The sequence below is a fragment of the Flavobacterium sp. P3_A6 genome, from assembly GCF_056403035.1.
The window spans coordinates 1-19,304 of sequence record NZ_JBFUGG010000031.1; the positions used below are offsets into that span (position 1 = coordinate 1).

Genomic DNA, 19,304 nt, shown 5'->3' on the forward strand with positions numbered 1-19,304 from the left:
AATATCTTAACATACTGAGATAAAGAACATAAAAAGCGTATTAGAAAGTTTCTTCTCTCCCGTCTCGTCCTAAGACGAGACGGGAGAGAAAAGGGTGTACATAAGCTTACGGATTATTAGTACTACTCGACTATGACATTACTGCCTTTACATCTGTAGCCTATCAACGTGGTCATCTCCCACGATCCTTAAAAGAAATCTCATCTTGTGGTGGGTTTCGCGCTTATATGCTTTCAGCGCTTATCCCTTCCCAACGTAGCTACTCTGCGGTGCCCCTGGCGGGACAACAGATACACTAGAGGTTAGTCCAATTCGGTCCTCTCGTACTAGAATCAGATCCACTCAAATTTCTTGCGCCCACAGTAGATAGAGACCGAACTGTCTCACGACGTTCTGAACCCAGCTCGCGTGCCACTTTAATGGGCGAACAGCCCAACCCTTGGGACCTTCTCCAGCCCCAGGATGTGACGAGCCGACATCGAGGTGCCAAACCCCCCCGTCGATATGAGCTCTTGGGGGAGATCAGCCTGTTATCCCCGGCGTACCTTTTATCCTTTGAGCGATGGCCCTTCCATGCGGAACCACCGGATCACTATGCTCTACTTTCGTACCTGATCGACCTGTATGTCTCTCAGTCAAGCTCCCTTATGCCATTGCACTCTACGCACGGTTACCAAGCGTACTGAGGGAACCTTTAGAAGCCTCCGTTACTCTTTTGGAGGCGACCACCCCAGTCAAACTACCCACCAAGCAATGTCCCCCGCAATACGGGGTTAGGCCTCAGATAAACAAAGGGTTGTATTTCAACAATGACTCCACAACGCCTGGCGACGCCGCTTCACAGTCTCCAACCTATCCTACACATCATTTATCCAAGGTCAATACTAAGCTATAGTAAAGGTGCACAGGGTCTTTTCGTCCCACTGCGGGTAAACGGCATCTTCACCGTTACTACAATTTCACCGAGCTCATGGCTGAGACAGTGTCCAGATCGTTACACCATTCGTGCAGGTCGGAACTTACCCGACAAGGAATTTCGCTACCTTAGGACCGTTATAGTTACGGCCGCCGTTTACTGGGGCTTCAATTCAATGCTTCTCCGAAGATAACATCTCCTCTTAACCTTCCAGCACCGGGCAGGTGTCAGGCCCTATACTTCATCTTACGATTTTGCAGAGCCCTGTGTTTTTGATAAACAGTCGCCTGGACCTCTTCACTGCGGCCCCGATTGCTCGGGGCGACCCTTCTCCCGAAGTTACGGGTCTATTTTGCCTAATTCCTTAGCCATGAATCTCTCGAGCACCTTAGGATTCTCTCCTCGACTACCTGTGTCGGTTTGCGGTACGGGTACTAATTACCTGAAGTTTAGAGGTTTTTCTTGGAAGCCCTTAGGCGCACTATCTCTTTGTCCGAAGACTCCGAGTACTATCGTATTTCCCCAAAACCCGTGGATTTGCCTGCGGGTCTTATAGGTAGGTACTTCAACGAACTATTCCGTCAGTTCGCGGCGCTTTCATCACTCCGTCACCCCATCACAGTAATCAGTAGTACGGGAATATTAACCCGTTGGCCATCGACTGTCCCTTTCGGGTTCGCCTTAGGTCCCGACTAACCCACAGCTGATTAGCATAGCTGTGGAAACCTTAGTCTTTCGGTGTGCGGGTTTCTCGCCCGCATTATCGTTACTTATGCCTACATTTTCTTTTCTAACCAGTCCAGCATGCCTTACGACACACCTTCAACCCTGTTAGAATGCTCCCCTACCACTTAGAGTAAACTCTAAATCCATAGCTTCGGTAATATGTTTATGCCCGATTATTATCCATGCTCGTCCGCTCGACTAGTGAGCTGTTACGCACTCTTTAAATGAATGGCTGCTTCCAAGCCAACATCCTAGCTGTCTGGGCAGACAAACCTCGTTCTTTCAACTTAACATATATTTGGGGACCTTAGCTGATGGTCTGGGTTCTTTCCCTCTCGGACTTGGACCTTAGCACCCAAGCCCTCACTGCACGGAAACATTATATAGCATTCGGAGTTTGTCAGGAATTGGTAGGCGGTGAAGCCCCCGCATCCAATCAGTAGCTCTACCTCTATATAACTTTGCGCCGTGCGCTGCACCTAAATGCATTTCGGGGAGTACGAGCTATTTCCGAGTTTGATTGGCCTTTCACCCCTACCCACAGGTCATCCGAAGACTTTTCAACGTCAACCGGTTCGGACCTCCACACTGTGTTACCAGCGCTTCATCCTGCCCATGGGTAGATCACACGGTTTCGCGTCTAACACTACTGACTAAAGCGCCCTATTCAGACTCGCTTTCGCTACGGATCCATGGCTTAACCATTTATCCTTGCCAGCAACGTTAACTCGTAGGCTCATTATGCAAAAGGCACGCCGTCACCCAACGAATGGGCTCCGACCGCTTGTAAGCGTATGGTTTCAGGATCTATTTCACTCCGTTATTCACGGTTCTTTTCACCTTTCCCTCACGGTACTGGTTCACTATCGGTCTCTCAGGAGTATTTAGCCTTAGCGGATGGTCCCGCCAAATTCAGACAGGGTTTCACGTGCCCCGCCCTACTCAGGATACCACTATCTATTACACTCGTTACCCATACGGGACTATCACCCTCTATGGTGTCACTTTCCAGCAACTTCCGGTTCCTTGTGCATAAAATGCCGTGGTCCTACAACCCCAGCACTGCCGTAACAGCACTGGTTTGGGCTAATCCGCGTTCGCTCGCCACTACTTACGGAATCACTTTTGTTTTCTTCTCCTCCGCCTACTTAGATGTTTCAGTTCAGCGGGTTTGCCCACCTATCGGTGTGCTATGTCTTCAACATAGCGGGTTGCCCCATTCGGGTATTTACGGATCAATCGATGTGTGCTCGTCCCCGTAACTTTTCGCAGCTTATCACGCCCTTCATCGCCTCTGAGAGCCTAGGCATCCCCCATACGCCCTTATTTTGCTTATTGTACCAATCTCGTTGTAAACAACGAGACCGTTTTTTTCGCTTTTCCTAATAAATTAGAAAAAACTGCTTTCTACTTTTTATTATTTCTTATCTCAATATGTCAATGAACTTTTTTCTTAGTGATTAGTCCTTACTAATTAGTCCTTAGCTTTTGCTAATCACTAACTACTCTTTACTATTCACTGGAATAGTGGAGAATAACGGAGTCGAACCGTTGACCTCCTGCGTGCAAGGCAGGCGCTCTAGCCAGCTGAGCTAATCCCCCAATTTTTAGTCGGCAGTTAACAGTTTTCAGTTAACAGTACTTAAAACGGTTACTCAACCTCTAAAATTTCCTTTTAATTAAGCTTTACAGTCTTTTTTTTCATTCTTAAATCTAAAATATTAATTCTTAAATCTAAAATCGTTAAAAAAGTAGTCCCGGGCAGACTCGAACTGCCGACCCCTACATTATCAGTGTAGTACTCTAACCAGCTGAGCTACGAGACTCTGTTTTTACTTAATTTTTATTCTTTTTTTTTTAAATTAACAGCAAGAGTAATATAATCTTATTATCTGTAACCAATAGTCAGATCGTCTTCTTTCCCTAGCGTGCTTGCGCTAACACTAAGGCTCTAGAAAGGAGGTGTTCCAGCCGCACCTTCCGGTACGGCTACCTTGTTACGACTTAGCCCTAGTTACCAGTTTTACCCTAGGCAGCTCCTTGCGGTCACCGACTTCAGGCACCCCCAGCTTCCATGGCTTGACGGGCGGTGTGTACAAGGCCCGGGAACGTATTCACCGGATCATGGCTGATATCCGATTACTAGCGATTCCAGCTTCACGGAGTCGAGTTGCAGACTCCGATCCGAACTGTGACCGGTTTTGTAGATTCGCTCCTGGTCGCCCAGTGGCTGCTCTCTGTACCGGCCATTGTAGCACGTGTGTAGCCCAAGGCGTAAGGGCCGTGATGATTTGACGTCATCCCCACCTTCCTCACAGTTTGCACTGGCAGTCTCGTTAGAGTTCCCGACATGACTCGCTGGCAACTAACAACAGGGGTTGCGCTCGTTATAGGACTTAACCTGACACCTCACGGCACGAGCTGACGACAACCATGCAGCACCTTGTAAATTGTCTTGCGAAAAGTCTGTTTCCAAACCGGTCAATCTACATTTAAGCCTTGGTAAGGTTCCTCGCGTATCATCGAATTAAACCACATGCTCCACCGCTTGTGCGGGCCCCCGTCAATTCCTTTGAGTTTCATTCTTGCGAACGTACTCCCCAGGTGGGATACTTATCACTTTCGCTTAGCCACTGAAGTTGCCCCCAACAGCTAGTATCCATCGTTTACGGCGTGGACTACCAGGGTATCTAATCCTGTTCGCTACCCACGCTTTCGTCCATCAGCGTCAATCCATTAGTAGTAACCTGCCTTCGCAATTGGTATTCCATGTAATCTCTAAGCATTTCACCGCTACACTACATATTCTAGTTACTTCCTAATAATTCAAGTCTGGCAGTATCAATGGCCGTTCCACCGTTGAGCGATGGGCTTTCACCACTGACTTACCAAACCGCCTACGGACCCTTTAAACCCAATGATTCCGGATAACGCTTGGATCCTCCGTATTACCGCGGCTGCTGGCACGGAGTTAGCCGATCCTTATTCTTACAGTACCGTCAAGACATTACACGTAATGTTGTTTCTTCCTGTACAAAAGCAGTTTACAATCCATAGGACCGTCATCCTGCACGCGGCATGGCTGGATCAGGCTTGCGCCCATTGTCCAATATTCCTCACTGCTGCCTCCCGTAGGAGTCTGGTCCGTGTCTCAGTACCAGTGTGGGGGATCTCCCTCTCAGGACCCCTACCCATCGTAGCCATGGTAAGCCGTTACCTTACCATCTAGCTAATGGGACGCATGCTCATCTTTTGCCGTTGTGACTTTAATATAGGGCTGATGCCAACTCTATATACTATGAGGTATTAATCCAAATTTCTCTGGGCTATCCCTCTGCAAAAGGTAGATTGCATACGCGTTACGCACCCGTGCGCCGGTCTCTAGTTCCGAAAAACTATACCCCTCGACTTGCATGTGTTAAGCCTGCCGCTAGCGTTCATCCTGAGCCAGGATCAAACTCTTCATCGTATATTATTTAGTCTTGCGACTTATTTATTATTCGAYTCAAATTCTAGTGGTCTTTCTCAAATCTTCCGATTCTATTACTCTTATTTTATTTGTCTCGTCTTTTGGACGAGACGGCTGTCAATTCAATATGTCTAGGAACGTGTTCTTACTTATTTATTCCGCTTTTCGTTTATCTCTCAAAGCGGGTGCAAAAGTAGCAATTTCTTTTTAACYGGCAAGAACTTTTTAAACTTTTTTCGAAAATATCTTTTTCGATTGTTTTTCAATTTCTTATCCAGTATTTCAAGGAACGTTGCGCGTTTTGCGGGGTGCAAAAATAACATCCGTTTTTAAATCTCACAAGCTTTTCCTGAATTATTTTTGAAAATTTATTCCCATCCATTAATCCATCTAGCCTGCCAGTATTTTAAAGAACCTATGCGCTGTTGCGGGTGCAAAAGTAGCCCCTTTATCCGTTTTAACAATAGCTTTTCTTAACTATTTTTTGTTTATTTTTTAATGTATTGGTTTGTCGCGCGTTACAATGCGGATTCTTGAAGATTATTGAATCGGAACAAGTGATTTTGCAGAGTTATATCGGTTTTAGCCGGATTTTGGAGGTTTCTTTATGAATCCTGCACACTTTACCGCTCTTGAAAAACTACACCTTATATACAAAGGAGGAATCTCTCTTATGAAATACCGAGACCCTAGCCCTGATAGAAGTGGAAATCCTTTCCCTGCGGGGTTCGCAGGGAAAGATTGAAGCGGATAGCAGGATTGAGCTCCTAACTATATTGTAGAAGAGAGAAGATTTCTTTAATTGAGAATTCGGCAACACACACAAATTCATCGGAGGCACCATAATATATAGTCACGGTATCGCCATCAGGATTTATGATATGCCCATTAGTAAAAACCACATTGCCAAAGAAACCTGTGAGCTCATAATTCTCCGTTGGCACCATAATAGGCTCATTAGTTCTGGCGATAACTTTTGAGGGGTTTTCTAAATCCATTAAAAACGCACCCAAACAATACTGATGATTTTCATTTGCTCCATGATATATAGCAAGCCATCCTTTTTCGGTTTTCACAGGAGATGCGCCAGCGCCAATCCGAGCGTTATCCCAAAGATGGTTCCTTGTTTTCAGGAGGCATTGATGATTTCCCCAATGAATTCCATCTGGAGAAGAAGCGAGCCAAATGAAATTTCCACCAATTTCAACGCTGCTTGGGCGGTGCAAAGCATAAAAAAGACCGTTGATTTTTTCTTCAAAAATAGCACAGTCCTTATTGTGCGGTGGCAATATCATTCCGTAGGACTGAAAATTTTTCCAATCCGTTGTTGTACGCAGACCCACACCGACACCATTGAAAGAAACAGCTGTATAGGTTAAGTAATAAACACCATCTATATAAGACACACGACAATCCTCAATTCCAAATGATTCTAAAATCCCTTCACCTATTAACAATGGATAATTTTGAGGAACATAAAATTTCCGCCCGTCATCACTGCACATCAACCGCAAGTGCGACAATGTGGTTAAATAATCAACACCTTTATACTTGATGACTCTCGCATCCCTAACAATCATTTCAGGGTCATTTACAGGGATTTCAATAATTTGGATTCCCGTTTCGGTTAAGACTAGAAAAGATATGGTATCGTCTTTTTGTTTCGGCCTTTCGGCAACGCGGATAATCATCCATATTTTACCATCAAATTGAAACACTCCGGGATTAAGAAGACAGGTTACTTCCAGATCTTTATGACTAGACACTATCTCTGAAGGAGAAAGTAATGGATTTTCGGGAAAACGCTTTGCAATATCTTTCATGCCGTTCTTAATTATTGAATTTTGGAACAAAAATCAGAAATCAAAAAATGCAGATATAAATGAATGACAGCATTCTGAATCTTTATACTAAGGTAAGAAGGAATTCACTACGAAAATAAATTAAAACAAAAAAGCTTCTCGAGATGAGAAGCTTTTGGTGCGGATAATAGGACTCGAACCTACACGCCTTGCGGCACCAGATCCTAAGTCTGGCATGTCTACCAATTTCACCATATCCGCGTAATTGTGGGTGCAAAGATAATCATATCTTCCAATTTACAAAGGATTTTTTAAAAAAATTATTTATTCTATTTTTTGTATTTTTGATTTTCAAAAAAAAATTGATTTAATGGAAGATATAAAACAATATGTTATAAAACACAAAGATCGGTTTATCAATGAGTTAATTGAACTGTTAAAAATTCCATCCGTAAGTGCCGACACCGCTTTTTCACAGGATGTCCTTGACACTGCCGACGCTGTCAAAGCAAGTTTAGAGAATGCGGGATGCGATTTTGTCGAAATTTGCGACACTGCGGGTTATCCAATTGTATATGGCGAAAAAATAATCGACCCAAATTTGCCTACAGTTTTGGTTTACGGACATTATGATGTACAGCCTGCAGATCCATTAGAATTATGGACTTCTCCTCCATTTGAACCTGTTATTAAAAAGACTGATATTCATCCCGAAGGCGCCATTTTTGCCAGAGGTTCTTGTGATGACAAAGGTCAAATGTACATGCATGTAAAAGCTTTTGAGTACATGATTCAAAGCAATACTTTACCATGTAACGTAAAATTCATGATCGAAGGCGAAGAAGAAGTTGGAAGCGTGAACCTAAAAACCTTTGTAGAAAATAATACCAAAAAACTTAAAAACGATGTGATTTTAATTTCTGATACCGGAATGATTTCCAATCAGCAGCCATCAATTACCACGGGTCTTCGCGGTTTAAGTTATGTGGAAGTCGAAGTTATTGGGTCAAATCGTGATTTACATTCTGGATTATACGGCGGAGCGGTTGCCAACCCAATTAATATTTTATCCAAAATGATTGCTTCTTTGCACGATCAAGACAATCACATAACCATTCCTGGTTTCTATGACAACGTTGAAGAATTATCTCTAGAGGAAAGAGCCGAAATGGCCAAGGCTCCTTTTAACCTTGACAATTATAAAAGAGCATTAGACCTAAACGATATTTACGGCGAAAAAGGATACGTGACCAATGAGCGCAACTCGATTCGACCAACACTCGATGTCAACGGAATTTGGGGAGGCTACACTGGAGAAGGCGCAAAAACGGTTATTGCCAGCAAGGCTTTCGCCAAAATCTCTATGCGTTTGGTTCCAAACCAAGATTGGGAAGTCATCACCGATTTGTTTACTAAACATTTCATCAGCATTGCTCCGGCGGGCGTTACCGTAAAAGTTACCCCTCATCACGGCGGTCAGGGTTACGTGACCCCTATCGACAGCATCGGCTATAAAGCGGCCAATATGGCTTATACCGAAACCTTTGGAATTCCTGCAATTCCAGTTCGTTCTGGAGGAAGTATTCCTATTGTGGCTTTATTCGAAAAAGAGCTAAAAAGCAAAACAATCCTTATGGGCTTTGGTCTTGACAGCGATGCCATTCACTCACCAAACGAACATTTCGGGATTTTCAATTATCTGAAAGGGATTGAAACCATTCCGTTGTTTTATAAATATTTTGTAGAGCTATCCAAATAGTTTTACCAAGCATAAAACTCTAAATCCGTTCAGCAATGAGCGGATTTTTTTATGCCTTCTTCCGAATAATTTTGGTTCTAATTAGGAGCTAATTCCAGCTGTCCACTATATCTGTTGTCCCGAACCCCGGGACAACAGGATGCCGTTTACTTCGTCAGTTCGCTTCGCTCGTGTCCATCTGGGCTAAGCTTTTGGTTTTCATAAGACATTGATTTATTTGTAATTGTATTATTTATCCAAAAGACATTCTCTAAAAAAAGCCTTCAAAAATTTGGCTGTATTAATTTTTATTCTACATTTGTAGAGTAGATTCTATTTTAGTAGAGCAAAAGACATTTATGAAACACTTATTCATCACTTTATTCCTTGCCGTAACTTTGATTGGATGCAAAACGACACCAATAAACCAAAAAGTAAACAAGAAAAGAGAAGGGCTCTGGATAGAGAATTATACAGTTGACAGCGCAAAATATAAATCGGTTGGAAAATACCGCCAAGACGACCCAATAAAAAAGTGGCATTACTACTTAAACGGGAAAATTATCAAAAAAGAAAAATACAAACATAACATCTGCAAAACAACAACCTATTTTGAAAACGGAAAAATCCAATCAAAAGGACAAACAAAAACAACCACAGATAACATAGAAATTCATTGGTTCTATGATGGAATTTGGAAATTCTACGATGAAAAAGGAAAGCTAATTATCACAAAAAAATACAATAATGGAGAACTGATTTCCGAAGCAGAATTTAATCAAAAATGATGATTCAAAATCTAATCGCAGTTTCAATAGCAGTTTCAATTAAAAAATAAATAAAACAAAATACCAAATGCAACTATCCAACTCAGAAGAACAATTAATGGAACATCTTTGGCAACTCAAGAAAGCCTTTATGAAAGATTTACTCGAGGCGTATCCAAAACCAAAACCGGCAACAACAACCGTTGCTACTTTGCTGAAGAGAATGATTGACAAGAAATTCGTTGCTTACACCGAATTTGGAAACTCACGGGAATATTATCCGCTGGTCAAAAAAACAGATTATTTCTCGAAACACGTAAACGGATTGATCAGCAATTTCTTCAACAATTCGGCTTCGCAATTTGCTTCTTTCTTTACCAAAGAGACCAATCTATCGGCATCGGAACTGGAAGAACTTAAAAAAATAATTGACAGTGAAATTCAAAAAAAGAAAAAATGATAGACTTTTTATTCAAATCCTCCATCAGCCTGTTCGCACTTTTACTCTTTTATCATTTGGTATTGGAAAAAGAAAAAATGCACCAATTCAATAGGTTTTACTTGTTATTCAGTATTGTATTTTCATTTGTAATTCCATTCATAACTATTGAAATCATAGGAGAAACCATCGCACCCATTCAACAAACCTATACTTATGCGGCACAGGAAAATCTAAAAGCGACGGGAGTAACGGAAATAAAAAAAACCATCGATTACACACCAATAATCCTTTGGAGTCTTTATGGTTTGATTACTTCAATACTGTTATTTAGGTACGTAAGAAACATTTTGAAAATTGTATCCAATATAAAGTCAAACCTGATCGTAGAATACAAAAACGCTAAATTAGTTTTATTAGAAGAACAAACACCTCCGCATACCTTTTTGAATTGCATCTTCCTCAACAAAGCAGATTATCAAAACCGCAAAATAGACGAAAAATTATACACTCATGAATTGATACACGTAAACCAAAAGCACACTTTTGATGTGTTGCTTATTGAAACCTTGAAAACCGTGTTTTGGTTCAATCCTATTTTTATTTTCTACAAAAAAGCCATCCAGCTCAACCACGAATTCCTCGCCGATGAAAAAGTGGTAAACGCCTATAATGACATTCCCTTTTATCAAAACCTTTTGCTTGCTCATGCAAACACAAACCCAACATTCGGATTAACCAGCAATTTAAATTATTCTATAACTAAAAAAAGATTTATTATGATGACAAAAACTGTTTCCAAAACAAAAGTATTGCTTTTTAAAATCGCTCTTTTACCTTTATTTTCAGGCCTTATTTTCTTTATGTGCGTTGAAAGTGTTGCACAAGTTAAAACCGCAATGGCCTCAAATGACAAGAATAATAAAATTGCCAAAAACACGAATGAATTCAATTCCGTATTGGTAGTTTCCGCCGTTAAAAATGAAAACCCACCTACCAAAACCCCAAATAAATTAGATTCCGAAAAGACAGTTTCTGTCGTTAAAAATGAAAAACTACTTGCTGAAGAACCAGAATTTAAGGTAAATTTTATATACGACATACAGGAAGCTAAAATTAATAAGACTGCTTTAAAAAACTCATTGGATAAGTTGGGCAATTATATAGTAAGCACTTATAAAAGCCCCGAAGGAATTGATAAAAGAGAAGAAATTCTTGTTATAAGATTTGTTTTAAAAAGAGACGGTAATCTTGAGGATGTTAAAGCTTTTCAGGAAAAAGGGACCGAACCGGAAACCAAACTAATCAGCATATTGAAATCCAGTCCAAAATCTATTTTTGAAAATAATTTTGATAAAGCAGATTGGGATAAGATTTTAATACAAGTGATGTTTCAACCTAAAGGCATCGAAGAAATTCTTGCAAAGCAAAATGGTATTCCAGGGAAAGTTGCTGTCGGTTACCCGATGTTGAAGTAAACTAGAGCCATAGATAAACCACATCGTTATATCTATGTTAACTCACGATTTAAAAAAATTGTAATGGAGTTGAAGTCTATACTGGTTTCATCGCGGCAGAAGATGCTCCTTGTCTAGTTTTATCTCTACAAATGACAATTTAATTAAGCAATTCGACTTCGCAATTTGCTTCTTTCTTTACTGAAGAGACCAATTTATCGGCTTCGAAACTGGAAGTACTCAAAAAAACAGTAGACAGTGAAATTCAAAAAAAGAAAAAATGATTGACTTTTTATTAAAATCCACCATCTGCCTATTGGCCCTTCTGATCTTTTATCATTTGATATTGGAAAAAGAAAAAATGCACCGCTTCAATAGGTTTTATTTGTTATTCAGTATTATATTTTCTTTTGTAGTTCCATTCATAACTATTGAGATTATTGATGAATCTGCAGATACATTAGTGCAAACCAATACCGTTATGACTGGAGAAGCTACGATGGTAATTATTCCGGAAACTGTCAATTATACAGCAATTATAATTTGGAGTATATATAGTTTGACCACTCTGTTATTGCTGTTTCGCTTTATTAGAAACATTCTAAAAATAAATTCCAAAATAAAATCTAACACTATAATAGATTATAAAAATGCAAAACTAGTTTTACTCAAGGAAAAAACCTTGCCGCATACTTTCTGGAACAGCATCTTTATCAACGAAACCGATTACCACAATAGAAAAATTGAAGCCGAATTATACACACACGAATTGATACACGTAACTCAAAAACACACTTTGGATGTTTTGTTTATTGAAATATTGAAAATGCTGTTTTGGTTTAACCCAATTTTTATTTTTTACAAAAAAGCCATACAGCTTAATCACGAATTTCTCGCCGATGAGAAAGTGGTAAGCGTCCATGATGACGTCCCGTTTTACCAAAATTTATTGCTGTCGAAAGCAAACGAGAACCAACCTTTTTACTTGACCAGTAATTTAAACTATTCTGTAGCCAAAAAACGACTAATTATGATGACAAAAACCGTTTCGAAAACAAAAATAATCCTTTATAAAATAGCACTTCTGCCTTTATTTTCCGGGCTTATTTTCTTTATGTGCGTTGAAAGTGTTGCACAGGAAAAATCCGTTTCTTCTAAAAGCAATACTCAAACTGAAAAAAATATCACTCAGCCAGTCACAAAAGACAAATTAAGAGATGCTTATTATGCAGGAGTCCAAATAATCGTCAAGGATAATAACAAACGCACAATAATAGACAAGAAATATGAAGAATTAACTTTGGCAGAAAAAAAGAGATATTTAGACTACGTCCCTTCTCCGATCATCAAAAAAATACCTACTGAAAAAGAATTCAATAGTTGGAAAAACGAGAAGGATTTTGCAATCTGGCTTGACGAAAAAAATATTCCCAACTCAGAATTAAACCAATATTCAACAAAAGATATCGTTTATTATTCTGGAAGTTTTGTTCATAAAAATGCTCGAACAAAAAAAAATCCTCAATTACAACAGTTCAACTTATATACCCATGCTTACTTTGATAAAAATTTAAAAGATTCCCATCTAAAATTCTCTGGAAAGGAGCTAAGAATAACAGTAATGGATAAAAAACAAGAAAAGAATCAACCCGTTGAAACAAAGACAATAAAAATTCAGAACAAAGAAATTCTAAGTCTTACAGATGTATCCGACAAACCTACATTCCCAGGCGGAATGGAGAAGTTTTATCAATTTGTAGGTGCAAATTTTAAAACTCCTTCAGAACCCAATCTAAAAGGAAAAGTATATATAACCTTTATAATAGAAAAAGACGGCAGCTTAAGTGATTTCAAAATCTTAAGAGATATCGGCTACGGAACGGGTGACGAAGCAATACGTGTTTTGAAGTTGTGTCCAAAATGGATTCCTGGAAAAATTGACGGCAATCCCGTTAAAGTAATGTACAGCTTGCCAATCACTATTCAATCAGCTAATTAAATATTTAAACAAAAATAAAATCCGCCTCTCACGAAGCGGATTTTATAAAAAAATTAAAAAATCTAAAATTAAAAAATCTCAACTAAAAACTTTATCAGGATTATAACCAACATAAGGCATCTCTTGTTCATTAAAAACAACTCCATATTCTTCTAACTCTTTCAAAATCGGCAGATACACTTCTTTGCGAATCGGGAGCTGCACTCCGGGAGTAGTAATTTTACCATTCAAGATTAACAAAGTCGCCATTGCAACTGGCAATCCAACAGTTTTTGCCATAGCAGTATAAGTTTGGTCTTCCCCAATACAAACCATTTTAGAATCAATTTGCTTTTCTTCTCCATTAAGAACAAATCCAAATTTGTGATACATCACAATCATATCTTTATCATGAGGTTGTAAAGTCCAACTGTCAGTAAGTATTTTTTCAAGAATTTGTGCAGGTGTGGCATCTTTTAGTCCCACTTTTTTATTGCGGTTAAATAAATCCAATTCCAAAAGCTTGTCCCACATGATATCATCTTGGTCAATTTTTAGAATCAGCCTCATTTTGATTTCTACAGAATCGGTTGGGTGATAAGGAAGAAAGGAATTTACGAATTCTCTATAACTCATGTTTTCGGAGTTTTCCATAATATAGCTATCATCCGTCATTCCTAGTTGCACAAACATATTCCAAGCTTTTGAAAAACCAACTCTCCGAATCGTGCCCCTATATAAGGTAAGCACATCGTCGAGACCATAAACACTTCTGTATTTAAGGGAGTCTCTATTAGAATAAGCTTCGAATTTTCCGTAACCTTCAACTTCCAAAAATTCTGTTCTCCGAAATAAATTCACATACGGAATGTATTTATAAGCCCCTTCCTGTATGAATTTAGCAGTCCCTCCTTGGCCTGCAAGAACAACATTTCTTGGTGCCCAAGTAAATTTATAATTCCAAAGATTATTATCTGATTCTGGTGCAACAAGTCCACCGCAAAAAGATTCAAACAAAAGCATTTTTCCTCCTTGTTCTCTAATTTCGTCTATCACTTTCATCGCACTCATATGATCAATGCCGGGATCAAGCCCAATTTCATTCATAAAAATGAGTTTGTTCTGTTTGGCCATTGCATCCAATTCCTGCATGGCATCACTTACATAGGATGCTGTTACAAGATGTTTTTTATATACAATACAGTCCTTAGCAACTTCTATATGAAGATGGGCTGGCAGCATAGAAATAACAATATCTGCTTTTTGAATAGCCTTTTTTCTTTGATTTTCATCAAAAATATCTAAAGCAATAGGAGTCGCATTGGGATGATTGTTTGTTTTTTTTTGGGCTAAAGCCAAAGACAAATCTCCAATAATAAGATGTAAATGCTCCTCTACCGATTTATTCAAGAGGTATTGTATCAAAGATGAAGCAGATCTTCCTGCTCCTATAATTAGAATTGTTCTCATAAGTAATTTTTAGAGCAAAATCATACAGTCGCCATTTCAATATATTTTCTAATAAATAAGATATTTTTATCCTTATTTAAAACACTTCATATTTTTTAAAATTAAAAATATAACACAAATTTACAATATTGTTGTATTTATAACAAATATTTTGAAGCTTTTATTTGTTCCAATTGATTTGTCATCTCAAATAAGCTGAGCAAAATTTAACCAAATTTAATTATTGAAAAAACTCCTGCAAAAGTCATACAAAAAAAGCTGTCATTTTAAAATATATGAAATACTTTTGCTAAACTTTAAATAAAAAGAAATGGATAAGAAAATAATTTCAACTGCCGCCGTTTTGGGTATGATTGCTATAATTTTAGGCGCTTTTGGTGCTCATGGCCTAAAAAAAGTTCTCACTATTGAACAGCTTACCACATTCGAAACAGGAGTTCGGTATCAAATGTACCATGCCCTGTTTTTATTATTTATTGGAACAACGACTTTGATAAATCAAAAATTAAAAAAAACTATACTTAATCTTACCATTCTGGGAGTTGTGTTTTTTTCAGGATCCATTTATCTTTTGGCAACCAATTCATTGAGTCCAATAGATTTTAAAGTAATTGGCTTTATAACTCCCATTGGCGGGGTATTTCTTATTTTTTCTTGGTTATTACTGCTTTTTGACTTAATAAAACCAATAAAAAAGAAAAATAAAACATAATGTAGTTATAAAAAAAATTATACTTTTGCGGTGAAATAAACAACACTCAAAAAAATTTATTTTTTATGGACAACTACGCTTTGTTTACGAAATCGATTTCGTTAAAAAACATGGGAATCGAAAATGCCAAAATTCAGTATCAGCTAAGCCCGAATGAGTTACATGACATTACGATCAAATCAGAACAGGGACTCGAAAACAATACAGGAGCATTGGCAATTAATACTGGAGAATTTACTGGACGTTCTCCACAAGATCGTTTCATCGTTAAGGACAGTATTACTGAAGATAAAGTATGGTGGGGAAAAGTGAATATCCCTTTTGAGCCTACAGCTTTTGATGCACTTTATAAAAAAATGACTGCTTACTTATCAAATAAGGAAATCTTCGTTAGAGATTCTTATGTGTGTGCCGATCCAAATTACAAATTAAATGTACGCGTAGTTACAGAAACCGCTTGGGCTAATTTATTTTGCCACAATATGTTTTTGAGGCCAACCAATGAAGAATTAGCAAATTTCACTCCAGAATGGACAGTTATCTGCGCACCCGGATTTCATGCTGACCCTACAGTTGACGGAACACGCCAAAGTAATTTTGCCATTTTGGATTTTACTAAAAAAATAGCCTTAATCGGAGGAACCGGCTATACTGGCGAAATGAAGAAAGGAATCTTTTCTGCATTAAATTTCATCTTGCCTGTATTTAAAAATACGTTGCCAATGCACTGCAGTGCCAATGTTGGAGAAAATGGAGATACGGCTATATTCTTTGGATTATCCGGAACTGGAAAAACTACTTTATCTGCAGATCCTAACAGAAAATTAATTGGTGATGATGAACACGGATGGACGAATGAGAATACAGTTTTTAATTTTGAAGGCGGATGCTATGCCAAAGTAATTAATCTTACCGAAGAAAATGAGCCAGACATTTTTAGAGCCATTAAAAAAGGTGCCATTCTTGAAAATGTAGTTTTCAAATCAGGAACTAATGAAGTAGATTTTGAAGATATTTCCATTACACAAAACACAAGAGTAAGCTATCCAATTGAACATATTGATAATATTCAGCCTGGTTCTATTGGCAAAAACCCAAAAAACATTTTCTTCTTGACTGCAGACGCCTACGGTATTTTGCCTCCAATTTCGAAACTGACTGCTGGACAGGCCGCTTACCACTTTATATCAGGATATACGGCAAAAGTTGCTGGAACTGAAGCTGGAGTAACTGAGCCCCAGCCCAACTTTTCGGCCTGTTTTGGCGCGCCATTCATGCCGCTGCATCCAACAAAATATGCCGAAATGCTAAGCGCAAAAATGAAAGAAGCTAATGTAAAAGTTTGGCTAATCAACACAGGATGGACGGGAGGTCCTTATGGAACAGGAAACCGAATGAAATTAAAATACACTCGAGCCATGATTACTGCTGCCTTAAAAGGAGAATTAGATTCCGTTGAGTTTGTAAACCACGCCGTATTTGGAATTGCAATTCCACAATCTTGCCCAGAAGTTCCAAATGAAATTTTGAATCCTAGAAACACTTGGGAAAAACCAGAATTATACGATATAAAAGCTATCGAATTAGCTCATAAATTTGAAGATAATTTCACCAAATTTAAAGAATTTGCCAATGCTGAAATATTAGCAGGAGCGCCAATTGCATAGGTTAATATTTAATTTACTAATTCAACTAAAAAAAGCTGTTCATGATGATGAACAGCTTTTTTGCTGGATATTATCTTGAGAGATTCAGAGATTACGGAAAAAACAGATGAAGTAAGTTACATCTTATAAAATAGAATGATATAATTAAAACAACATTTTAAAATTTGACTCATTTTATTCTCAATTAAAAACAAATCAGCAATTTATACCATTATTAATTTTTTGGCGTTAAATTTGCATCATCAATCAAAAATCAATCAATCATGTTAAAACAATTTTTCATCCTGTGCTCAGGCGCAGACAAACCGCTCCTAAAAGGCTGCTCCGAAGGCGAACAAACCAAATATGTAGGCATTGGTGCCACTGTTTTTTTTACAGCTATTATGGCTTTTATAGCCAGTGCTTATGCTCTTTTCACTGTTTTCGACAATGTCATTCCCGCATTGCTTTTTGGATTTGTATGGAGTTTGCTCATTTTTAATTTGGATCGTTTTATAGTTTCTACAATCCGAAAAAGAAACAATTTTGGAAGTGAACTTTTGCAGGCAACTCCGCGAATCATCTTGGCTATTATCATTGCAATCGTAATTTCAAAACCTTTGGAAATTAAAATTTTCGAGAAAGAAATCAATACCGTTTTATTGAAAGAAAAGAATGCAATGGCTTTGAATAATAAAAAAGAAGTCGCTAATTATTTTAAATCAGATTTAGATAAAAACAAAACTGAAATAGCAAATCTCAAAGCAGAAATTACCAATAAAGAGAAAGAAGTAAATACACTGTATGAAACCTACATCAAAGAAGCTGAAGGAACTGCTGGCACAAAAAAAATAGGCAAAGGCCCTGTATTTAAAGAAAAAATTGCCAAACACGATTTGTCTAAAAAAGAATTGGATACCATTCGAAAAAATAACTTAGCCAAAATTGCCGTTCTTGAAAAAGGCACTAAAACACTCCAAACTGATTTAGATAAAAAAGTAATCGAAACTCAGCCTATTATTGATGGATTTGATGGTTTGATGGCCAGAATCAATGCCTTGAATAAATTGCCTTGGATTCCTTCTTTTTTTATAATGCTATTGTTCTTAGCGATTGAAACTTCACCAATTATTGCTAAATTATTATCTCCAAAAGGGGAATACGATTTTAAATTGGAAGACTTGGAAACAGCTCTCAAAGCCACAATCGAACAGGACAAATACCAACGGGAATTATTGATAAAAACCAGTGCCAGTATGCACGATAAAGTGTATGCTGATATTGCCGAGGATAAAAAATTATATGATTTGCAAAGAAAAAACGCTACCGAATTATTGGAACAGCAATCCAATAATTTTCTGGAAAAGCAAATGAAAACGCTATAAGTCAAAAGCAAAAAAGTCTTAAAGTCCGAAAGAATTACGCTTTCGACTTTAAGACTTTCAACTTTAAGACTGCTTTTATTATTTTACATATGACTCAAAATCACTTTTTTGAAAGCATCATATTCGCCCTGTAAAATCAAACCGTTATCAAGGAGTTTTTTATAATTCTGAAGTTTTGCAAAAAGCTCATCTTGTGTCAATTCACTATCTTTTTTCTCAGTCGAATCAGTTGTGTTTTCAAGAACAGGTTCTGCAAAATTAGAAACTACTGGCATAATTTCAGAAAAATCCATTACTTCTTCTGTTTCCATTTCTTCGATCAATTCTGATTCCTGTATTAATGAAGTAGCAATTTCTTCCTTTATTACAGATGCTCCAGCATTACCGTTTTTCAATGCATCCAATTGCTCTTTGGCATACGTAAATATTTTACGCGCTTGAATCTTCGGAATATAATCAATTGAAACCTGTAACTCCGTTTTCGTAGAAAAAGAAAACTCAGACCCGAGAATATTTTCTTTTATAAAAGTTGCTTCAATATCATCCCAAGTGTAATCAATAAAATTCATTGACAAGCCTAAATTTTTAGGCTGGCAAATGATAATCCTTTTATTAGTAAGCACAATACTGTCTGGAAGTACGGTCAATGCAGGCTTCTTTTGAACTGCAATATATCCAACTTCTTCATTTTTCATTAAAATATCCTGCAATTTCGAAGTTACTTTCTCAATCGCTTTTGGATCTTGTTCTTCGTTTAAAAACTTTTTAATTTGTTCTTTCATTTTTATAAAGTTGCTGA

11 protein-coding genes, 3 tRNA genes, 2 rRNA genes and 1 pseudogene are annotated in these 19,304 nt (G+C 38.0%); 9 read left to right on the forward strand and 8 right to left on the reverse strand.

Features of this window, described 5'->3' with window-relative positions; genetic code table 11:
- Positions 1–96: 96 nt before the first annotated feature.
- The 6 genes from AC1DVP_RS19840 to AC1DVP_RS19865 all read right to left on the reverse strand — a co-directional run bounded on the left by AC1DVP_RS19840 (position 97) and on the right by AC1DVP_RS19865 (position 7,174).
- A 23S ribosomal RNA gene (locus AC1DVP_RS19840) occupies positions 97–2,980 on the reverse strand.
- 190 nt (positions 2,981–3,170) lie between these two features.
- Positions 3,171–3,244, reverse strand: a tRNA-Ala gene (locus AC1DVP_RS19845).
- Between the two features lie 150 nt (positions 3,245–3,394).
- Positions 3,395–3,468, reverse strand: a tRNA-Ile gene (locus AC1DVP_RS19850).
- Positions 3,469–3,597: 129 nt separating this feature from the next.
- Positions 3,598–5,111: ribosomal RNA gene (locus AC1DVP_RS19855) — 16S ribosomal RNA — on the reverse strand.
- The 16S and 23S rRNA genes sit together here with 2 tRNA genes alongside, the layout of an rRNA operon.
- 767 nt (positions 5,112–5,878) lie before the next feature.
- On the reverse strand, positions 5,879–6,877 hold the full coding sequence (locus tag AC1DVP_RS19860) for a glycoside hydrolase family 130 protein (RefSeq protein WP_477185214.1): 999 nt from the start codon (positions 6,875–6,877) through the stop codon (positions 5,879–5,881).
- Between the two features lie 212 nt (positions 6,878–7,089).
- Positions 7,090–7,174, reverse strand: a tRNA-Leu gene (locus AC1DVP_RS19865).
- Between the two features lie 109 nt (positions 7,175–7,283).
- Between AC1DVP_RS19865 and AC1DVP_RS19870 the strand changes: the two genes are divergently transcribed.
- The 6 genes and pseudogenes from AC1DVP_RS19870 to AC1DVP_RS19895 all read left to right on the forward strand — a co-directional run bounded on the left by AC1DVP_RS19870 (position 7,284) and on the right by AC1DVP_RS19895 (position 13,313).
- Positions 7,284–8,672: a dipeptidase gene (locus AC1DVP_RS19870; RefSeq protein WP_477185215.1), complete on the forward strand. Its 1,389-nt coding sequence runs from the start codon at positions 7,284–7,286 to the stop codon at positions 8,670–8,672.
- A 338-nt stretch (positions 8,673–9,010) separates the two neighbouring features.
- Complete coding sequence (locus AC1DVP_RS19875; protein ID WP_477185216.1) at positions 9,011–9,439, forward strand: toxin-antitoxin system YwqK family antitoxin; 429 nt, start codon at positions 9,011–9,013, stop codon at positions 9,437–9,439.
- A gap of 67 nt (positions 9,440–9,506) precedes the next feature.
- Complete coding sequence (locus AC1DVP_RS19880; RefSeq protein WP_477185217.1) at positions 9,507–9,878, forward strand: BlaI/MecI/CopY family transcriptional regulator; 372 nt, start codon at positions 9,507–9,509, stop codon at positions 9,876–9,878.
- Positions 9,875–11,335, forward strand: coding sequence for a M56 family metallopeptidase (locus tag AC1DVP_RS19885; protein WP_477185218.1), 1,461 nt, complete (start codon positions 9,875–9,877; stop codon positions 11,333–11,335). The genes AC1DVP_RS19880 and AC1DVP_RS19885 overlap by 4 nt, the downstream gene beginning before the upstream one ends.
- 146 nt (positions 11,336–11,481) lie before the next feature.
- Positions 11,482–11,598, forward strand: a pseudogene (locus AC1DVP_RS19890) (BlaI/MecI/CopY family transcriptional regulator); the annotation flags it as partial.
- Complete coding sequence (locus AC1DVP_RS19895; RefSeq protein WP_477185219.1) at positions 11,595–13,313, forward strand: M56 family metallopeptidase; 1,719 nt, start codon at positions 11,595–11,597, stop codon at positions 13,311–13,313. The pseudogene AC1DVP_RS19890 and the gene AC1DVP_RS19895, both read left to right, overlap by 4 nt.
- Positions 13,314–13,391: 78 nt before the next feature.
- Here the strand turns inward: AC1DVP_RS19895 and AC1DVP_RS19900 are convergent, their stop codons facing one another.
- A complete protein-coding gene (locus AC1DVP_RS19900) occupies positions 13,392–14,762 on the reverse strand; it encodes a saccharopine dehydrogenase family protein (protein WP_477185220.1) in 1,371 nt (456 codons plus the stop codon).
- 310 nt (positions 14,763–15,072) lie between these two features.
- On the opposite strand from AC1DVP_RS19900, the gene AC1DVP_RS19905 reads away from it, so the two are divergent.
- From AC1DVP_RS19905 to AC1DVP_RS19915, 3 genes are all read left to right on the forward strand, one after another.
- Positions 15,073–15,474, forward strand: coding sequence for a DUF423 domain-containing protein (locus tag AC1DVP_RS19905; RefSeq protein WP_477185221.1), 402 nt, complete (start codon positions 15,073–15,075; stop codon positions 15,472–15,474).
- A 65-nt stretch (positions 15,475–15,539) separates the two neighbouring features.
- Complete coding sequence (pckA, locus tag AC1DVP_RS19910) at positions 15,540–17,141, forward strand: phosphoenolpyruvate carboxykinase (ATP) (RefSeq protein WP_477185222.1); 1,602 nt, start codon at positions 15,540–15,542, stop codon at positions 17,139–17,141.
- Positions 17,142–17,404: 263 nt separating this feature from the next.
- Positions 17,405–18,505: a DUF4407 domain-containing protein gene (locus AC1DVP_RS19915; protein ID WP_477185223.1), complete on the forward strand. Its 1,101-nt coding sequence runs from the start codon at positions 17,405–17,407 to the stop codon at positions 18,503–18,505.
- A gap of 83 nt (positions 18,506–18,588) precedes the next feature.
- Here AC1DVP_RS19915 and AC1DVP_RS19920 read toward each other — a convergent pair whose 3' ends face one another.
- A complete protein-coding gene (locus tag AC1DVP_RS19920; protein ID WP_477185224.1) occupies positions 18,589–19,287 on the reverse strand; it encodes a PH domain-containing protein in 699 nt (232 codons plus the stop codon).
- Positions 19,288–19,304 lie beyond the last annotated feature (17 nt).